The organism is Frankia sp. KB5 (assembly GCF_002099325.1).
Taxonomy (GTDB): Bacteria; Actinomycetota; Actinomycetes; order Frankiales; family Frankiaceae; genus Frankia; species Frankia casuarinae.
Genome location: NZ_MRUJ01000062.1, coordinates 1 through 15,066, shown reverse-complemented (window position 1 = coordinate 15,066; position 15,066 = coordinate 1). Strand labels below are relative to the sequence as shown.

13 protein-coding genes and 1 pseudogene are annotated in these 15,066 nt (G+C 72.4%); 6 read left to right on the top strand and 8 right to left on the bottom strand.

From position 1 onward, the window contains the following. A pseudogene (locus KBI5_RS07305) lies at positions 1–225 on the bottom strand (hypothetical protein); the annotation flags it as partial. A gap of 260 nt (positions 226–485) precedes the next feature. Here KBI5_RS07305 and KBI5_RS07300 point away from each other — a divergent pair. Further along, positions 486–1,556, top strand: a complete 1,071-nt coding sequence (locus KBI5_RS07300) for a Glu/Leu/Phe/Val dehydrogenase dimerization domain-containing protein (RefSeq protein WP_011434573.1) — start codon at positions 486–488, stop codon at positions 1,554–1,556. A gap of 364 nt (positions 1,557–1,920) precedes the next feature. Beyond that, positions 1,921–2,127, top strand: coding sequence for a DUF3073 domain-containing protein (locus tag KBI5_RS07295; RefSeq protein WP_011434572.1), 207 nt, complete (start codon positions 1,921–1,923; stop codon positions 2,125–2,127). A gap of 249 nt (positions 2,128–2,376) precedes the next feature. On the opposite strand, the gene purM is transcribed toward KBI5_RS07295, so the two are convergent. From purM to KBI5_RS07280, 3 genes are all read right to left on the bottom strand, one after another. Beyond that, a complete protein-coding gene (gene purM, locus KBI5_RS07290) occupies positions 2,377–3,486 on the bottom strand; it encodes a phosphoribosylformylglycinamidine cyclo-ligase (protein WP_011434571.1) in 1,110 nt (369 codons plus the stop codon). Then, complete coding sequence (purF, locus tag KBI5_RS07285; RefSeq protein WP_085014755.1) at positions 3,483–5,117, bottom strand: amidophosphoribosyltransferase; 1,635 nt, start codon at positions 5,115–5,117, stop codon at positions 3,483–3,485. The genes purM and purF overlap by 4 nt, the downstream gene beginning before the upstream one ends. Before the next feature lie 247 nt (positions 5,118–5,364). Next, on the bottom strand, positions 5,365–6,177 hold the full coding sequence (locus KBI5_RS07280; RefSeq protein WP_011434569.1) for a sterol carrier family protein: 813 nt from the start codon (positions 6,175–6,177) through the stop codon (positions 5,365–5,367). A gap of 187 nt (positions 6,178–6,364) precedes the next feature. Between KBI5_RS07280 and KBI5_RS07275 the strand changes: the two genes are divergently transcribed. Continuing rightward, positions 6,365–9,904 (top strand): molecular chaperone Hsp90, encoded by a 3,540-nt coding sequence (locus KBI5_RS07275; protein WP_198537565.1) that lies wholly within the window; start codon positions 6,365–6,367, stop codon positions 9,902–9,904. Between the two features lie 28 nt (positions 9,905–9,932). Here the strand turns inward: KBI5_RS07275 and KBI5_RS07270 are convergent, their stop codons facing one another. Further along, entirely contained in the window at positions 9,933–10,271 is a 339-nt protein-coding gene (locus tag KBI5_RS07270; RefSeq protein ID WP_085014752.1) for a DUF2530 domain-containing protein, read from the bottom strand. Between the two features lie 57 nt (positions 10,272–10,328). Then, positions 10,329–11,243: a sulfotransferase gene (locus KBI5_RS07265; RefSeq protein ID WP_011434566.1), complete on the bottom strand. Its 915-nt coding sequence runs from the start codon at positions 11,241–11,243 to the stop codon at positions 10,329–10,331. A gap of 206 nt (positions 11,244–11,449) precedes the next feature. Here KBI5_RS07265 and KBI5_RS28650 point away from each other — a divergent pair, with 206 nt between their 5' ends. Continuing rightward, on the top strand, positions 11,450–11,530 hold the full coding sequence (locus tag KBI5_RS28650; RefSeq protein WP_347272474.1) for a putative leader peptide: 81 nt from the start codon (positions 11,450–11,452) through the stop codon (positions 11,528–11,530). A gap of 357 nt (positions 11,531–11,887) precedes the next feature. Then, positions 11,888–12,403: a winged helix-turn-helix domain-containing protein gene (locus KBI5_RS07260; RefSeq protein ID WP_011434565.1), complete on the top strand. Its 516-nt coding sequence runs from the start codon at positions 11,888–11,890 to the stop codon at positions 12,401–12,403. On the opposite strand, the gene KBI5_RS07255 is transcribed toward KBI5_RS07260, so the two are convergent. Continuing rightward, entirely contained in the window at positions 12,370–13,023 is a 654-nt protein-coding gene (locus KBI5_RS07255) for a 2'-5' RNA ligase family protein (RefSeq protein ID WP_240724172.1), read from the bottom strand. The genes KBI5_RS07260 and KBI5_RS07255 overlap by 34 nt on opposite strands. A 207-nt stretch (positions 13,024–13,230) precedes the next feature. On the opposite strand from KBI5_RS07255, the gene KBI5_RS07250 reads away from it, so the two are divergent. Continuing rightward, entirely contained in the window at positions 13,231–14,244 is a 1,014-nt protein-coding gene (locus tag KBI5_RS07250) for a Gfo/Idh/MocA family oxidoreductase (protein WP_023840617.1), read from the top strand. A gap of 36 nt (positions 14,245–14,280) precedes the next feature. Here KBI5_RS07250 and KBI5_RS07245 read toward each other — a convergent pair whose 3' ends face one another. Then, entirely contained in the window at positions 14,281–14,712 is a 432-nt protein-coding gene (locus tag KBI5_RS07245; RefSeq protein WP_011434562.1) for a MarR family transcriptional regulator, read from the bottom strand. Positions 14,713–15,066: the final 354 nt, after the last annotated feature.

The window sequence follows — 15,066 nt, the reverse complement described above, 5'->3', positions numbered from 1 at the left end:
GAACATCAGACCGTCGATCCACTGGACGAAGGCCGACTCGTCGGCGACGTCAAGGGTGGGATGGACGGTCGCGACCAGCGCCAGGACCCGCTCCCGGCGGGTCCCGGCCCGGCGCGAAGGCGGCCCCGCGGCGGCGTAACGCTGCCAGCGGCCACGTTCGGCCGCGGGAAAGGCAGCGAGCGGTTCGTACACCCGCAGATACGCCGCGGGGGAGACGACGGGCACCTCAGGACCCACTTACCGCGCGCGATCCGACCGACGACACCCACGCGGATGCCCTGGATCCTGGCATGCCTCGATCCTGGCACGTCCACACACAAGCCGTCCGGCCTACCGGCGCCGTAGGGTTCGCCAGGACACGATCTGCGGGCCCTGGGCGCGGCGCGGGGTGGTTGGCCCGCGCGCGGGATCAGGGCGGTGGGGGCCACGGGCCCCACGGAGGCCCCCAGAAGGCCCCCAGAAGGCCCCGAGGAGAGAGGTGCGCCATGTCGTCCCTGTTCAGCGCCGTTTGTGACCATGAGCAGGTGCTGTTGTGCTCGGACCGTCCCTCGGGTCTTCACGCGATCATCGCCATCTACTCGACGGCGCTGGGGCCGTCGCTGGGCGGTACCCGCTTCCACCCCTACGCCGACGAGGAAGTCGCGTTGGCGGACGCCCTCGCCCTGTCCCGGGCGATGGCCTACAAGGCCGCCTGCGCCGGGCTGGACCTCGGCGGCGGCAAGGCCGTCATCATCGGTGATCCGGCCGTCGCGAAGTCGGAGCCACTGCTGCGCGCCTTCGGCCGCCATGTCGCATCACTGGGCGGCCGATACATCACCGCTTGCGACGTCGGTACCTATGTGGCGGACATGGACGTCATCGCCCGGGAAACCCGGTGGGTAACCGGACGGTCACCGGCGCACGGCGGTTCGGGCGACTCCGGCGTGCTGACCGCCTACGGGGTCTTCGAGGGCATGCGCGCCGCCGCCCGGCACCGGTGGGGAACGCCGAGCCTGGCGGGGCGCCGCGTCGCGGTCTCGGGAGTCGGCAAGGTCGGGCGGCGGCTCGTCGGGCATCTCCTCGACAGCGGCGCCTCGGTGGTCGCGGGCGACGTGGACCCGGTGGCCCTGGCCCGGCTGCGGGTGGAGTTCCCGGCGGCCGAGACCGTGCCGGACCCGGACGATCTGCTCGACCTCGACATCGACGTGTACGCCCCCTGCGCGCTGGGCGGAGCGCTGAGCGCGGAGACCGTCCGCCGGCTGCGAGCCGGCGTCGTCTGCGGCGGCGCCAACAACCAGCTCGCGCAGCCCGAGGTCGGGCGGCAGCTCGCCGACGCCGGAGTCCTGTACGCCCCCGACTTCGTGGTCAACGCCGGCGGCCTGATCCAGGTCGCGGACGAGATCGAGGGCTACTCGCCGGAGCGGGCCCGGGCCAGGGCCGCGCAGATCTTCGACACCACCTCGGAGGTGTTCCGCCTCGCCGAGGCCGAGGAGGTGACCCCGACCGAGGCCGCGGAGCGGCTCGCCGAACGCCGCATGACCGACGTGGGACGCCTGCGGGGGATCCTGCTGCCCTGACGCCGACCGCGGATGGGGCGAGACGCACCGTGAGGCGAGGCACACCGTGAGGCGAGGCACACCGTGAGGCGAGGCACGATCACCCGCCCGGCGGAGGCCTGAACGTCAATGGGAACAGGTGACGGTGATCACATCCAGGCCCCGTCAAACGGGCCGCCGACGGCGGGGACGAGCGGATATCCCCGATCGAACCCACCGGACAAGCGGGTTCATACACCGTTTCCGATCGCGGACACCTTGTCCGGGGACAGGCAACTGTCGGGTTGGCGTGCCGAGAAGCCTCCGGTCCCTGTAGTCTCGGGAAGCACGAGACAGTGAGAGCACCGGGGCGGGTCCCCGTCGTCATGTTCGAGGGGGTCGAGCCATKGGGCGCGGCCGAGCTAAGGCCAAGCAGACGAAAGTCGCCCGCGAGCTCAAGTACAACTCGCCCACTATGGATCTCGACCGATTGAAGGCGGATCTGGGCGCGGGCTCGACGCGCGAGAACAACAACGACGACTCGTACGTAGATGACGACTACGGATACGACGCCTACGCAGACGACGAGGACGATCGACGTTCCTCCCGCTGACAGCGTCGCTTCGGTAGTCGCTCACCGCGGCAGGCTCACCGCGGTGGTCGTCGCCGACGGTGGTCGTCCGGGCTCAGGCCCGGGCTCCCACCGCCATAACGTGCTGCCGTGATGTTGGCCGCGCTGCATGCTTCTTCGCCAGTTCACTCCTGATCAGCCCAGGCTGCCCGGACAGGTTGCCCAACCTGCCCGGAGGGGCTGCCCTGCCCGGACGTGCTGTCCCGGACGTGCTGTCCCGGACGGGCCGCCTCAGCGTGGATGCCGGCCGGCGAGCCGGGCCCTGGCCACGCCGGCTGGCTCCGGAGCGTCCGCCGTGCCGACCTCCCCTGCCACCCAGGCCGGCACGTCCCGCGCGGCGAGCAGCGCGAGAGCGTCGGCGACCGCGGTGGCCGGCAAGACCGCCACCATGCCGACTCCCTGGTTGAAGGTGGCTTCCATGTCCGCCTGGGTCACCTCGCCGCGCTCGGCGAGCAGACCGAAGATCGGGGGCACTGACCACGACGCCCGGTCCACCGTGGCCAGCAGGCCCGGCGGGATGACCCGGGCGAGGTTCGCCGCGAGACCGCCGCCGGTGATGTGGGCGAAGGTGTGCACCTCGACAGCCGCGGCCAGCGCCAGGCAGTCCCGAGCATAGATGCGGGTCGGAACCAGCAGGGACGTGCCCAGCGTGCCCCCCAGGGACGGGACGTATGCCTCCAGATCCTCCCGCGCGGTCTCGGGAATCCCACCGGGCTGGCCAGAATCGACAGGACCGAACAAGATATGCCGTACGAGCGAGAAGCCGTTGGAGTGGATGCCGGATGATGCCATCGCGACCACCACGTCCCCGGGCCGGACTCGCTCCGGCCCGAGYACGTCGTCGGCCTCCACGACCCCGACCCCCGTCGCGGCCAGGTCGTAGTCGTCGCTACCCATGAGCCCGGGGTGCTCGGCGGTCTCCCCGCCGACCAGCGCCGCCCCCGCCTGCTCGCAGCCGGTTGCGATGCCGGAGACGATCTCGGCCACGCGCGCGGGGACCAGGGAGCCGCACGCGATGTAGTCGAGCAGGAACAGCGGCTCCGCGCCGCACACCACGAGGTCGTCGACAACCATGGCGACCAGATCAATGCCCACGGTGTCRTGCGTGTCCAGGGCCCGGGCAACGGCAATCTTGGTGCCCACACCGTCGGTCGACGAGGCGAGCAGCGGCCGACGGTACCGCGCCGTATCCAGCGCGAACAGGCCGGCGAATCCGCCGAGCGAACCGACGACCTCGGGCCGGATCGCGCGCGCGACGTGACCGCGCATCAGCTCGACGGCACGCTCGCCCGCGGCCACGTTGACCCCGGCCGCCCGGTACGAGTTCAATCCACCGCTCATGCGGGCCTCACCCCGGCCGGCTCGGGCTCGGACTCAAGATCGGGCTCGGGCTCAGGCTCGGCGTCGTGGTTGTCCGGGGAGGGATCGGCACCGTTCATGCCCAGCGTCACGCCGCGCCGCAACGCCTCGGCGATCATGTCCTCGGTGGTCTCCGCGCCGCCCGTCGCCTCCAGCCGATGCTTGCCGAGCTTGTCGGAATCGTTCAGCGGAACCGGGTACACGCCGTCGAAGCAGGCCCGGCAGAGCGTGCCGGCCGGTTGGCGGGAGGCCTCGACGAGGCCCTCCAACGAGACGTAGGCCAGCGAGTCGGCCCCGAGAGAGGCTCTGATCTCCTCGATGCCCGCCTCACTGGCGATCAGCTCGGCGCGGGTCGCGAAGTCGATGCCGTAGAAGCAGGGCCACCGTACCGGCGGCGAGGAGATCCGGATGTGGACCTCGGCGGCGCCGGCCTCCCGCAGCATGCGCACCAGCGCGCGCTGCGTGTTGCCGCGGACGATCGAGTCGTCCACCACGACGAGGCGACGCCCCTCGATCACATCCCGCAGGGGGTTCAGCTTGAGCCGGATCCCGCGCTGCCGAATCGTCTGCGAGGGCTGGATGAAGGTGCGCCCGACGTAGGAGTTCTTGACCAGGCCCTCACCGAACGGGATACCCGACTCCTCCGCGTAGCCGACCGCGGCGGGTACCCCGGACTGCGGCACGGGGATGACCAGGTCGGCCTCCACCGGCGCCTCGCGGGCCAGCTGCCGGSCAACATCGACCCGGGTGGCGTGCACGGAACGTCCGGCGATCGACGTGTCCGGGCGGGCGAGATAGACGTACTCGAACAGGCAGCCGTGYGGATCGGGCCGGGCGAACGTGCGCGAACGCACCCCCTCGGCGTCGATGACGACCAGCTCGCCGGGAACGATCTCCCGTACGAGGGTGGCGCCGACGATGTCGAGGGYGGYCGTCTCGCTGGCGATGATCCACGCGCCGTCGGGATGGCCGTCGAGCCGGCCGAGCACGAGCGGGTGGATCCCGTGCGCGTCCCGGGCGGCATACAGCGTCGAGGCGTCCGAGAAGACCAGCGAGAAGGCCCCGGTCAGGCGGGGCAGCACGTCCATCGCCGCGTCGACGAGGGTCGGGCCGGGATGGTCGGCGAGCATGGCGGTGATGAGGTCCGAGTCGGTGGTCGCCCGCAGGCGGTCCCGCTCCGCGCCGAGCGTCCGCGCGAGCTCGACGATGTTGGTGAGGTTGCCGTTGTGCCCGAGCGCGATGGGGCCGCCGAAGCGGGCGGTGCGGTACGACGGCTGGGCGTTCTCCCAGGTGGAGGAGCCCGTCGTCGAGTACCGGGTGTGACCGACCGCCACATGGCCGCTCAGGCTGGACAGGGTGACCTCGTCGAAGACCTGAGCGACAAGCCCCAGTTCCTTGAAGACCACCACGGTCCGACCGTCCCCGACCGCGATGCCGGCAGCCTCCTGCCCGCGGTGCTGCAGCGCGTACAGACCGTAGTAGGCCAGGTTCGCCACGTCCTCACCGGGCGCCCACACCCCGAACACACCGCAGGCGTCACGCGGCCCCGGCTCGTCGGAGAGGTCTGATTCCCATCCGGGGGTGGCGCCGAAGCGGGGTGCGACGTCTGGCACCAGGACTCCTCGACAGGTCAGGGACACCGAAGAATGCGGACGATCTCGCGCGGGACCATGCGGGACCACAGAGGTGCCGGGCTCGTCCGCTGACGTGCCGAGACGCGCCGACCACTCCGACCACCGCCTCACCCCGGCAGCTACCTCCCACCACGCTAGCAGTGAGGACGCGCATCGGCCGTTGTGCGCGCATGCCCGGACGGACCAGATCGTCCCTGGTAGATCATCCGGACCAGCCAACCCGCATCTACAGGAGGGGCAGGTAGGAACTGAGGTCGGCGCGCTCGCCGCTGGCCGCGACCCGGCCGTCGGCCACCGCCTCGGCCCACGGCAGGCGGCCCGCGCACAGCAGGACGAAGGCGACGGGTTCGGCCTCGACGACATTCGGCGGTGTGCCCCGGGTATGGCGTGGACCCTCGACGATCTGCACGGCTGTGAACGGCGGCACCCGCAGTTCCACCGAGCGTCCGGGTGCCCGCTCGGCGAACATCTCCGCGAACACCTTCGTCGCCGCCCTGAGCGCATCCCGGACCGGCGTGACGCCTAGATCGAGGCCGTGCACCACCGCCTCGACCGCTCGGGTGCGCAGGAACTCCGCCAGTCGCATTGGGCCGCCCGGCGTCGGGACCACCGCTTCCTGAGTCACCGCGGCCATGGCGGCCACCGCGGCCGACACCTCGCCGGCCAGCCGGCCTCTGATCTCGGCCGGCCCACGGTTCGCCGCCAGCGAGCGGGCGGTGTCCGCGACGGCCTCCGTCCGGGTTCCGGCGCCCGTCAGGTAGCCGCTCGCGGTGACGAGATCCCTCGCCGTGACGAGATCCGTCGTGCGCCGGGACGCCGGGACCGCGGGGGCCAGGGCCTCGGTGAGCGCGGACGCGGAGCGGGAGACGTGCAGGACGAGGTCGCCGACCGTCCAGCCGGGCAGCGGACTCGGCACCCCGAGGGCCCCGTCGGGCAGGACACTCACCGCATCGACGATCCGCTGCCACTGGTCCGCCAACGTCGCGGCCAGCTCGGTACCGGTCGCCCTGGGATCCTGGCGGCGTCCGCGGGGTGGCACCCCTCCATCCTGCCCGGCGCCGCGTCCCGGCCGGATAGCCCACCTGCCAGATACCACCAGGCACCACCCGATAACACCTAGTACAAACCGGTACAAAACGGTACGCAGTTATATCCGGCTGTCCGCGCGCGCCGGTGTGCCGGACCCGATCCCCCGCCCTGCCGGGCAGGAAGACGAGTATGGACGGGTGCCAGTGACGATCCCGCGCGCTCCCGCCGACGAGTACGCAACCGCCGCGATCCGGCAGCGGGTTCTTGACGCCTGGGCCGCCTCCCCGGCCCGCTTCCGGGAAGACGCCAATGCCGAGGAGGACGCGGCTCTCGGCGCCTACCGCGACCGCCTCGTCGTCGAACTTGTGCAGAACGCGGTCGACGCCGCGCGTGAGGCCGGCGTCCCGGCCCGGGTGTACCTGCGGCTGCGCACCTCCGCTTCGGAGTCGGATGCTCCGGATGCTTCGAAGACCGGCGCCGGTCCCGGGGGCCTGCTGGAGATCGCCAACACGGGGGCACCGCTGAGCCCGGCGGGGGTGGAGGCGCTGTCGACCCTGCGTGCCTCGGCGAAACGGGACACCACGTCGGTAGGGCGGTTCGGCGCYGGGTTCGCCGCAGTGCTCGCGGTGAGCGACGATCCCTCGATCGTCTCCCGGTCCCGCCCGGGCGGGAGGGCGTCCGGAGTCACCTGGTCGAAGAGCAGGGTGATCAAGGCCGTGACGGCCGCGGGGGTGGGCTGCGCCGGCACCACGACGCCGGCGCCGGGCCTGACCGAAGAACTGGCCCGGCGCGACGGGGCGGTACCCATCCTCCGGCTGCCATTCGATCTTCCCGCGCCGCCCGCACCGCCGGACGGGTACGACACCGTGATCCGCCTCCCGCTGCGGGACGTCGCGGCGGCCACGGCGGCCCGGGATCTGCTGGCCGGGCTCGATCCGACCCTGCCGCTCGTCCTCGGCGGTCCCAGCGAGATCGTGGTTGACGTCGACGGGGCCGTTCGGACGATCACCTGTCGATGGATCCGCGGGGGCGGCTCATCCCAGCCCGCGCCGGGCGTGACGGCGACCCGCGTGGAGATCGCCGATCTCGACGGCGAGCGCTGGCGCGGCATCGCCCGTAGCGGCGTGATCCCGGCCAACCTGCTGGCCGACCGCCCGGTAGAGGAGCGCGGCCGGAACCGCTTCACCGCCCGGGTCATGGTCCGCGACGGCGGATGGCCCGAGGGCGTCGCCCGGGTCGTGCGGGCACCTCAGCCGACGGACGAACCGATCTCGCTGCCGATCCTGGCGAGCGTCGAGCTGCCACTGGATCCCTCGCGTCGACACACGGTATCGGGTCCGTTACGAGACTGGCTCACCGATCAGCTGAGCGCGGCCACCGTGGCGCTGGCCGAATACCTGGGCGCCGGCAGGAACCCAGACGCCGGCAGGAACCCAGACGCCGGCAGGAACCCAGCCGAGACACCTGGCGACCCGCTGGCCGCGCTGGCCCTCGTGCCGACGGGGCTGCCGGTGGGCGAAGTCGACGGCAGGCTACGGGACGTGCTGACCCGACTTCTCCCGGACGCGGCGATGCTGCCCGCCGGTCTGCGTGGCCGGGACTGTTCCGTCTGCGATCTCGGCCCCGCGACCGATGCGGTCACCGAGCTGCTGCGCTCCTGCGGAGCCGACCCGGCCGAGGCCTGGACCGAGGCCGACCCGGCCGAGATCGCCGGCACGGACGGGGCGGGTCCGGATAGCGACGACACCGTCGCGGCGAAGGTCGATGGGCAGGTTCCCGGCCTGCTCCCGGCGGCCTATGCGGCCCGCCGGTGGCGTACCGCACTCTCCGCCCTGGGCGTTCGACGGGTGGACAGCRCCGCCCTAGTCGAGCTGCTCTCCGGGGTGCCCCGCCCGCCACACTGGTGGGGACGTCTCTATCCGCTCCTGGTCGGGGCGCCGGACCGGGATGCGCTCGGCGCGCTTCCGSTACCGGTCACGGAGGTTCCCGCGCCCTGGGAGGACACCGAGCCGCGCGGGGCAGCCGGGTCCAGCGCCTTGCGGACGCGGATGGTCACCGGTCCGCGTGGGACCCTGCTGCCCACCGCCGACCTCGACATCGTCGCGCTGGCCCGATCGGGGCTGCCGCTGCGGGTCGTGCATCCTGACGCCTGCGCCCAGGACGCGGCGCGGGATGCCCTGCRCACCCTCGGCGCGCTTGAGGGCACTCCAGCGGGTGTCCTAAGGGATGCGGCGGTACGCGAGGCGGTCCTGGACGCCGATCCGGAGGACGATCCCGATGATCTCACCGCCCTGGCGAACGCGGTGCTGGCGCTGGTCCGGGACGCGGGCGAGGAGTCCGCGGCCGACCTGAGCTGGCTCGACGAGCTGCTGCTGCCGGACGGCGACGGTGACTTCACCCCGGCCGGCGAGCTGCTGATCCAGGGAGGCCCCCTGGATCGGGTGCTCGCCGAGGACGCGCCCTTCGGCACCCTGAGCGCCGAGGTCGCGCGGGCCTGGCCCGCCGAGGTACTGGCGAAGGTCGGTGTGCTGCGCACCTTCGGGGTGTTGCACGCCCACGACCTGCCGTTGGATCCCGACGAGCAGATCCTGCTTGACCTCGACGACAGCGACATCTGGGTTGACGACGTCGCGGCGGACGACCACGGCGCGCCGGGCGGCTCGGCGAACCTGCGTCGGCCGCCTCCCGGCGGGCCACCGGCACCCGCCATGATCGGGGTGTTCGCGGCGGTACGCGACCTCGAACTCGTCGACCGGACCGCCTGGCCCGAGGCGCTCGCCGAGCTCGCCCGACCACCGTTGCGGGACATCGTGTTCGCCCCCGAGCCGTCCTATACGCGCTGGTGGCTGGCGCGGCACGCGGTGCTGCCCGTCGGTGGCGACGGCCGGGTGCCCCGCTCCGCGGAACACCCGGCGGAGCGCTCCGCGGAACACCCGGCGCACCGGGACAGCAGGGTTCTGCCTCCGGGCGAGCTCGTCCTACCCGACGCGGACCCCCTGCTCACCGGGCTGTTCGCGCCGGCGGCACCGCTCCCGGGGGTCGACGACGAGTTCCTGCGCCACCTCGGCTGCCGGCTGACGCTGGAGGACGTCCTCGGCGACCTGGGCGCGGTGATGGACCTGCTCGACCGGCTGGGCGACGTTGACCGGGACGTGCCGTGGCCCGCGGCTCGCACGCTGTACATCGCCGCGGTCKACGCGGTGGCCCGGGTCCTGACGGCGCCGGACGGTTCCGCCCACGACGGGCGGTTCGACCCGCCGCTGACCGTCCGCACCCCGGACGGCGTCCGGGCCTGCGCCGACGTCGTCGTGGTGGACGCACCGGACATGCTGGGGCTGCTCGGCGCGGACCGCTTCGGGCTGCGTCTCCCGCTGGACCGGGCGGCCGAGGTGGCCCACGTCCTCGGCGTGCGCCTCACCGCCGAGGCGGGCACCTGCGAGATCGCCTCGGCGGGCCCCGGCGAGGCCCGGCAGGCACCGGACGGCACACCGTACCGGGTTCACGACCCGCTGCTGGTCGAGGATCTCGCCGGCCGGCCAACCCGGGTGCCCTGGCGGGTACTCGGCGGGATCGGCGGCGAGATCCACGTGGATGCCGAGGCCGGCTCGGACGCGCTCGCGCGGGCCCTGGCCTGGCGCGGCGGGCAGTGGGACCGGCGGCATGYGCTGGCCGCGGCGCTGCGCGACCCCGACGGTGCCGCCTTCCGAGCCGCGGAGGACGACCTCGACGAGACCTGAGCCGCGCCGGTGGGTTCCGGTCGCCGGACTATCGATCCGCGTGGTCAGGGTTTCCCCGCGCCCGCAGCCGGTTGCGGCGGCGGATCACGATCCACAGGCCGGCGAGCCCGAGGACGAAGCCGCAGATCGCCGTCGCGAACCACCAGAGCCGGCCATCGCCCCGCAGGTCGTCGAGGAAGAACGCCATGACCAGCGCGGCGATGGCCCACAGCACGGTTCCCACCGCGACGGAGGCGACCCCGTCGTAGGGCAACGGTTCGGGCGCGGACGGGCGGGTTGTCGCGGCGGGCTCGCCGCCCTCCGGGACGGGCGGTACCTCGGGGGCGTGCGCACCACCCGTGGAATCGCTGCTTGCTGAGACGCTCATCCCGCTCGACGCTACCCTCTCGGCTCGCGGCCGGGCTGCTCGCGGCCGGGATGATAGTCAGGAGTCGTCCGCCGGTTCGACGAGCCACTCGTCGAACCGGCGTCTCGTCACGTCGCTCAGCAGGGCGATATCGGAACGGAACCCGTCCCGCAGCCGGGCCCCGATCGCCGGATCCAGCCGGGGGGCCGGGAAGGCCGGCACGGACGGGGGCGTCGGCACGGACGTCCCGGGTGGCCCGGGACGGCCTCGGCGCTCGACCCCCAGCTTGACCCCCAGCTTGACCCCCAGGAAACCGTGGGCCCGTCGAATGACGGCGGCGGGATCCCCGATCAGATCGCGGTGCGCCGTCAGGAGTACCTGCTCGCGGGGGAACAGCGTGAACAGCCGCTGCAGCTGCGTGCCGTACCTGCCCAGGGCCAGGTAGCGCCACGGCCATGGCCAGCACGCGGCCGTCCGGGCGGCCTCGGCGGCCACGGCACGTTCGAAATCGTCGAGGTCCTCAAGACCGGCCAGCCGCATCCGGACCCAGTTCGCATAGGCCCGCTCCACCGGATCACGAAGAACGACGATGAGCTTCGCGTAGGGAAGCAGTTCGTGAATATGCCGCAGCGCCGTGAAGTCGGCGAGATAGTACGGGGTGCTCTCGCCGCGCACCGCACCCGCCGGAGCCGCGTCGAACAGCGCCTCGTAGTCGGATCGCCGACGGACAGGTGATCGCTCGCCCGGCCCGGCGCGAGCCACACAGCCCGGACGACCGGCACTCCCGCCGGCTTTGTCCCAAACGGAACAGACGACGCCGGCCCGGCCTGCCGTGGTGACGTCGAGCCCGCTTTCCAGGATGCGCCCGGCCAGGAAGTACCCCGGTTGCGGGATCTCGGACATGAAGACGGATCGATGGCGGCCGAGTTCCTCGTGCAGGACCTCCGTACCCGCGTCGGGAGCACCGATCACGAAGAAATCAGGCAGAGCCACGGCATCTCCTGTTCCTGACGTCCCCGGCCGCRGTTCCTGGAACAGTCCGTGAGTATATTCACGCTTCTCCATCGGGAAGATGGATATCCCGGGACCTCCACGGCCGGCGTCATGCACCACGGATTCCACCGAAAGACCAAGAGGTGAGATAAGTCATACTTTTCAATGCTTGGCGACCACCGGAGCAGTGTGCTTCCGTTGCTCTTGTGTTGAAGCGGCTGATCCTGGTCACCCGGGGCCACATTGATCTGCTCCGCGTTGCCTCGGCCGCCTGTCCGGCGGCCTGACGGGCAGCCGCCTACCTCCCGCACGGCGCTTCACGAAGCGTCAGTCGGTCCGGACGCCGCACCAGGGCACGCCACCGTCTGTCAACCGACGTTGCCTCGTCTCGCGCGAACCGGCAAGCATCGCCAGGAAAGCCCCACCGGGCAGCGTCATCGCTGGTAGCTGCACATGCCGACCTCCCCCGAACAACATCGGCCCCGCCCTCCCCCGCCGCCGCCGGTGAGAGACACCGCCACCATCTTCGCGCCACCGCGCCGCGTACCCGGCGGACCCACCGGCCAGAACGCTGACACGTCGACGGCATCTCGCCGCCCACCCGATCTTCGGTGACCGAGAGAAACCTGACCGAAAGGCCAGCAATGCCCCCGCAGACGACCGTCCTCCCGTACCGGACGCCCCACACCGCGCCCTCCCGTGCGGCGTCCGTTCCGGCGGCGTCCCTTCCACGACCGTCCCGGCCGAGACCGTCCCTGCCGAGACCGTCCCTGCCCGCGACGGCGCCCACGCACACGCCCGACGCCGGCCTCCGGACCGGCCAGTGGGAGATCGCGCCGCCGCCCCAGCGCGGGGTGTGGGTCGACCGCACCGCCTGGCTCGCCACCGTTGACGGCCGGACCCTGCAGCTGACCTACCTGGAGTTCGAGGTACTGGACTTCTTCGTCCGCCATCCCGGGCAGGCGTACAGCCGGGAGGCACTGCTCTGCTCGGTCTGGGGCCATCAGGTCGACGACGAGTCGGCTCCCGACATCCGCACGGTGGATGTCCTGGTGACGCGGCTGCGGCGCAAGCTCGGCCCGGAGCACCGGGACCGCATCGAGACCATCCGCCGCGTGGGCTACCGCTACCGCCCGGCGGATCCCTCGACCGACGGTTGACCGCCGACGAGGTCCCAGACCGTCTCCGCCCGGTAGGTGGGGGATGATCCGGACTCGCCGCCGCCCGAGCTGCTCATCAGGATGAGCCGCTCGACGCTCCAGGGCAGCGGTGGGACATCGGCACGCAACAGCTCGACGAGCGGTTCCAGTGCTCGCCCGCGTCCGTTCGGCACCCGGGCGAGTGTCAGATGTGCGCGCAACGGACGGGTGTTCCGGCGGGCCGCCCCGGCACGCTCGGCGGCCCGCCGGACCCCGACCGCCAGCGCCGTCAGGCGTGGGCTGGCTCGCGAGCCTGCCACGTCACCGGCGGCCGCGGCAATGCCGTCGACGGATGCGTCCGCGGTCACCGGCGGTGGCTGCCGCACCGCGGTCCACAGCACCCGATCGCCGAACCGTCCGCCGCCGACCGTCTCGACGGCGAACGGGCCGTGCCGGCGTGCCACCCGCGCCAGTCTCACGCCGAGCTCGGCGCGCCGGTCGTCCGGCACCGGCCCGAGGAAGGCGAACGTGACGTGCCACTGGTCCGGCGTGGTCCAGCGCAGATCCGCCGCCGCGGCGCGCGTCCTGCGCACGGCCGCGAGCAGCGCCTCGGCGACCTCGGGGGGTGGGACGGCCGCCACGAACAGTCTGGTTGCCAGCTCAACCTCCCTGGAACGACAGGCTCCCTCTCCCTGGGACGAGACGACAGTCTCCCTGGGACGAGACGAACAGTGCGGCACGGACCTGCTCCGGGCTCGGATGGCGAGCRCTCGGCCTCCGATCGGTTCTCGGCGACAATCGGGTTGACCGGCGACCCTCGCCACCGGACGGGGAGCACTATCAATGCTGTGACGACGCTCCCCGATCTGGTGCCGCCGCGCGATCCCGCCCTTTCTCAGGCCTGGCGGGAGCTGCGGCGCGTCGTGCGTCGGCGGCAGCCGGACCTGCCCCTCGCGATGGCCCTGGTCACCGACGGCTCGGACAGCACTACCGCCGAGGTGCTGCGCGATGCCGGGGTCGACGTCGTCGGTCTCCTCGCCCCGGAGCCGCTGGAGTCCCTGGCCTGGGCCGCCGAGGCGGGTGTCCGACGGGCGTACGCCGATCTGCTCACCTTGCTCTCGGACGACATCGAGGCGGTCTGCGTGGAGATGCCGCCGCCCGCCTCCGACATCGTCGCCCGGCAAGCGGCCGAGATCGGCCTGCACGTGCTCCTGGCCGGGCCGGCGACCGTCGAGGCCGAGGCCCTGCGCGCGGTCGCCGACCTCGCCGAGGAGGGTGATCTCGCCCACGTGGTCGCGCTCGACGGGCGGGCCTGGCCGGCTGCCACCCACGTCGCGGCGACCGTTCCCTCCCTGGGCCGGCTCACCCAGATGACCGTGGTGGGCGCGCCGAACGGGCCCGCCGGGCGAGTCGAGATCATCGATCTGGCGATGCGCTGGTGCGGCGAGATCCTCGCGGTCTGCGCCGATCCGGCCGCGATGCCCGCCCCGGCGCTCACCCCGGACGCACCGGTGACGCTGGCCCTGCTGGCGGCGAGCGGCGCGACGGTCCTGATCAACGAGCAGATGGGCGGGAACCTCGGCACAGCCACCCTCACGGTATGCGGCGACTCCGGACGCATCGTCGTCCGGGGCCGTCTGGTCCGCCGCCAGGACGGCAGCGGCATCCGGGATCTGATGATGCCGACCGTGCCGACCTCCCGGCCGGGGCTGATGGAGGCCACCTACGACGTGGTGCGTGCCACCGAACTCGACGACGCCCGGCTGGTCCGCGGCGCCACCTTCCACGACCTGCTCACCGCGAACCACCTGATGGCCGCCGCGCAGACCTCCCATCAGCAGGGCGGTTGGGTGGAGCTCTGAACGGCGGTCGGAACGATGCTCGGATCGGCGGGCAGCCTACGAGCCGGCAAGCGCGTCCAGGATCGGTGCGGCGCGGTTCAGCGCGGCGATCTCCTCGAGTGAGAGCTCGGCCAGCCGATCGGTCAGCCATTCGTCCCGGCGCCGACGGTCGTCCTCGAGCAGGGCTCGACCCGCCTCGGTCACCTCGGCGATCACCTGACGGCCGTCGGTGGGATGCGGCCGGCGCTCGACGAGCCCGGTGACGGCCAGATGCGCGATCACCCGGGTCATCGACGGCGGCTGGACGCGCTCGTGGGCGGCGATCTCCCCGAGCGTCATGGGGCCGTGCCGCTCCAGCGTGGCAAGCGCGGAGGTCTGCGTGGGGGTGAGCCGGCTCGACCGCTCCTGGCGCATGCGCCGGGAAAGCCGCATCACCGACAGGCGCAGCGCGGACGCGAGTTCGGCCTCACGTGCCGTCTCGGTCTCCATCTCACGACGGTACTCGTTAGCGACACTCAGAAACGAATGACATTCTGGTGAACCGCCGAAAACAGCAGGAGGTGGGCCGGCCACCCCCCAGCGGCAGCCGACCCACCACCACAGGCGGCCTCTCGCGAGCTCCGGCCCCGAAGGCTCGACCCCGAAGACCCGGCCCCGAAGACCCGGCCCCGAAGGCCCGGTCCCCGAGGGACACCGACCCGTTTCTCCCAGCCTCCACCTTCGATGCCACCGCTGGCTTCGGGGGCAGCTCCAGAGTTCTTCGGGGGGTTGCCGCCGGGAGATTAGGGGGGAACCCTCGAAACCCCCGGTCGCCATGTGCGACGCTTGTTCGGTGAGATTCCG

What these genes read in the sequence shown, in the direction of transcription:
- KBI5_RS07300 (WP_011434573.1), top strand. Translation starts at nt 486, where the DNA reads ATGTCGTCCCTGTTCAGCGCCGTTTGTGACCATGAGCAGGTGCTGTTG.
- KBI5_RS07270 (WP_085014752.1), bottom strand. Translation starts at nt 10,271, where the DNA reads ATGAGCGTCTCAGCAAGCAGCGATTCCACGGGTGGTGCGCACGCCCCC.
- KBI5_RS07260 (WP_011434565.1), top strand. Translation starts at nt 11,888, where the DNA reads ATGCCCCCGCAGACGACCGTCCTCCCGTACCGGACGCCCCACACCGCG.
- KBI5_RS07245 (WP_011434562.1), bottom strand. Translation starts at nt 14,712, where the DNA reads ATGGAGACCGAGACGGCACGTGAGGCCGAACTCGCGTCCGCGCTGCGC.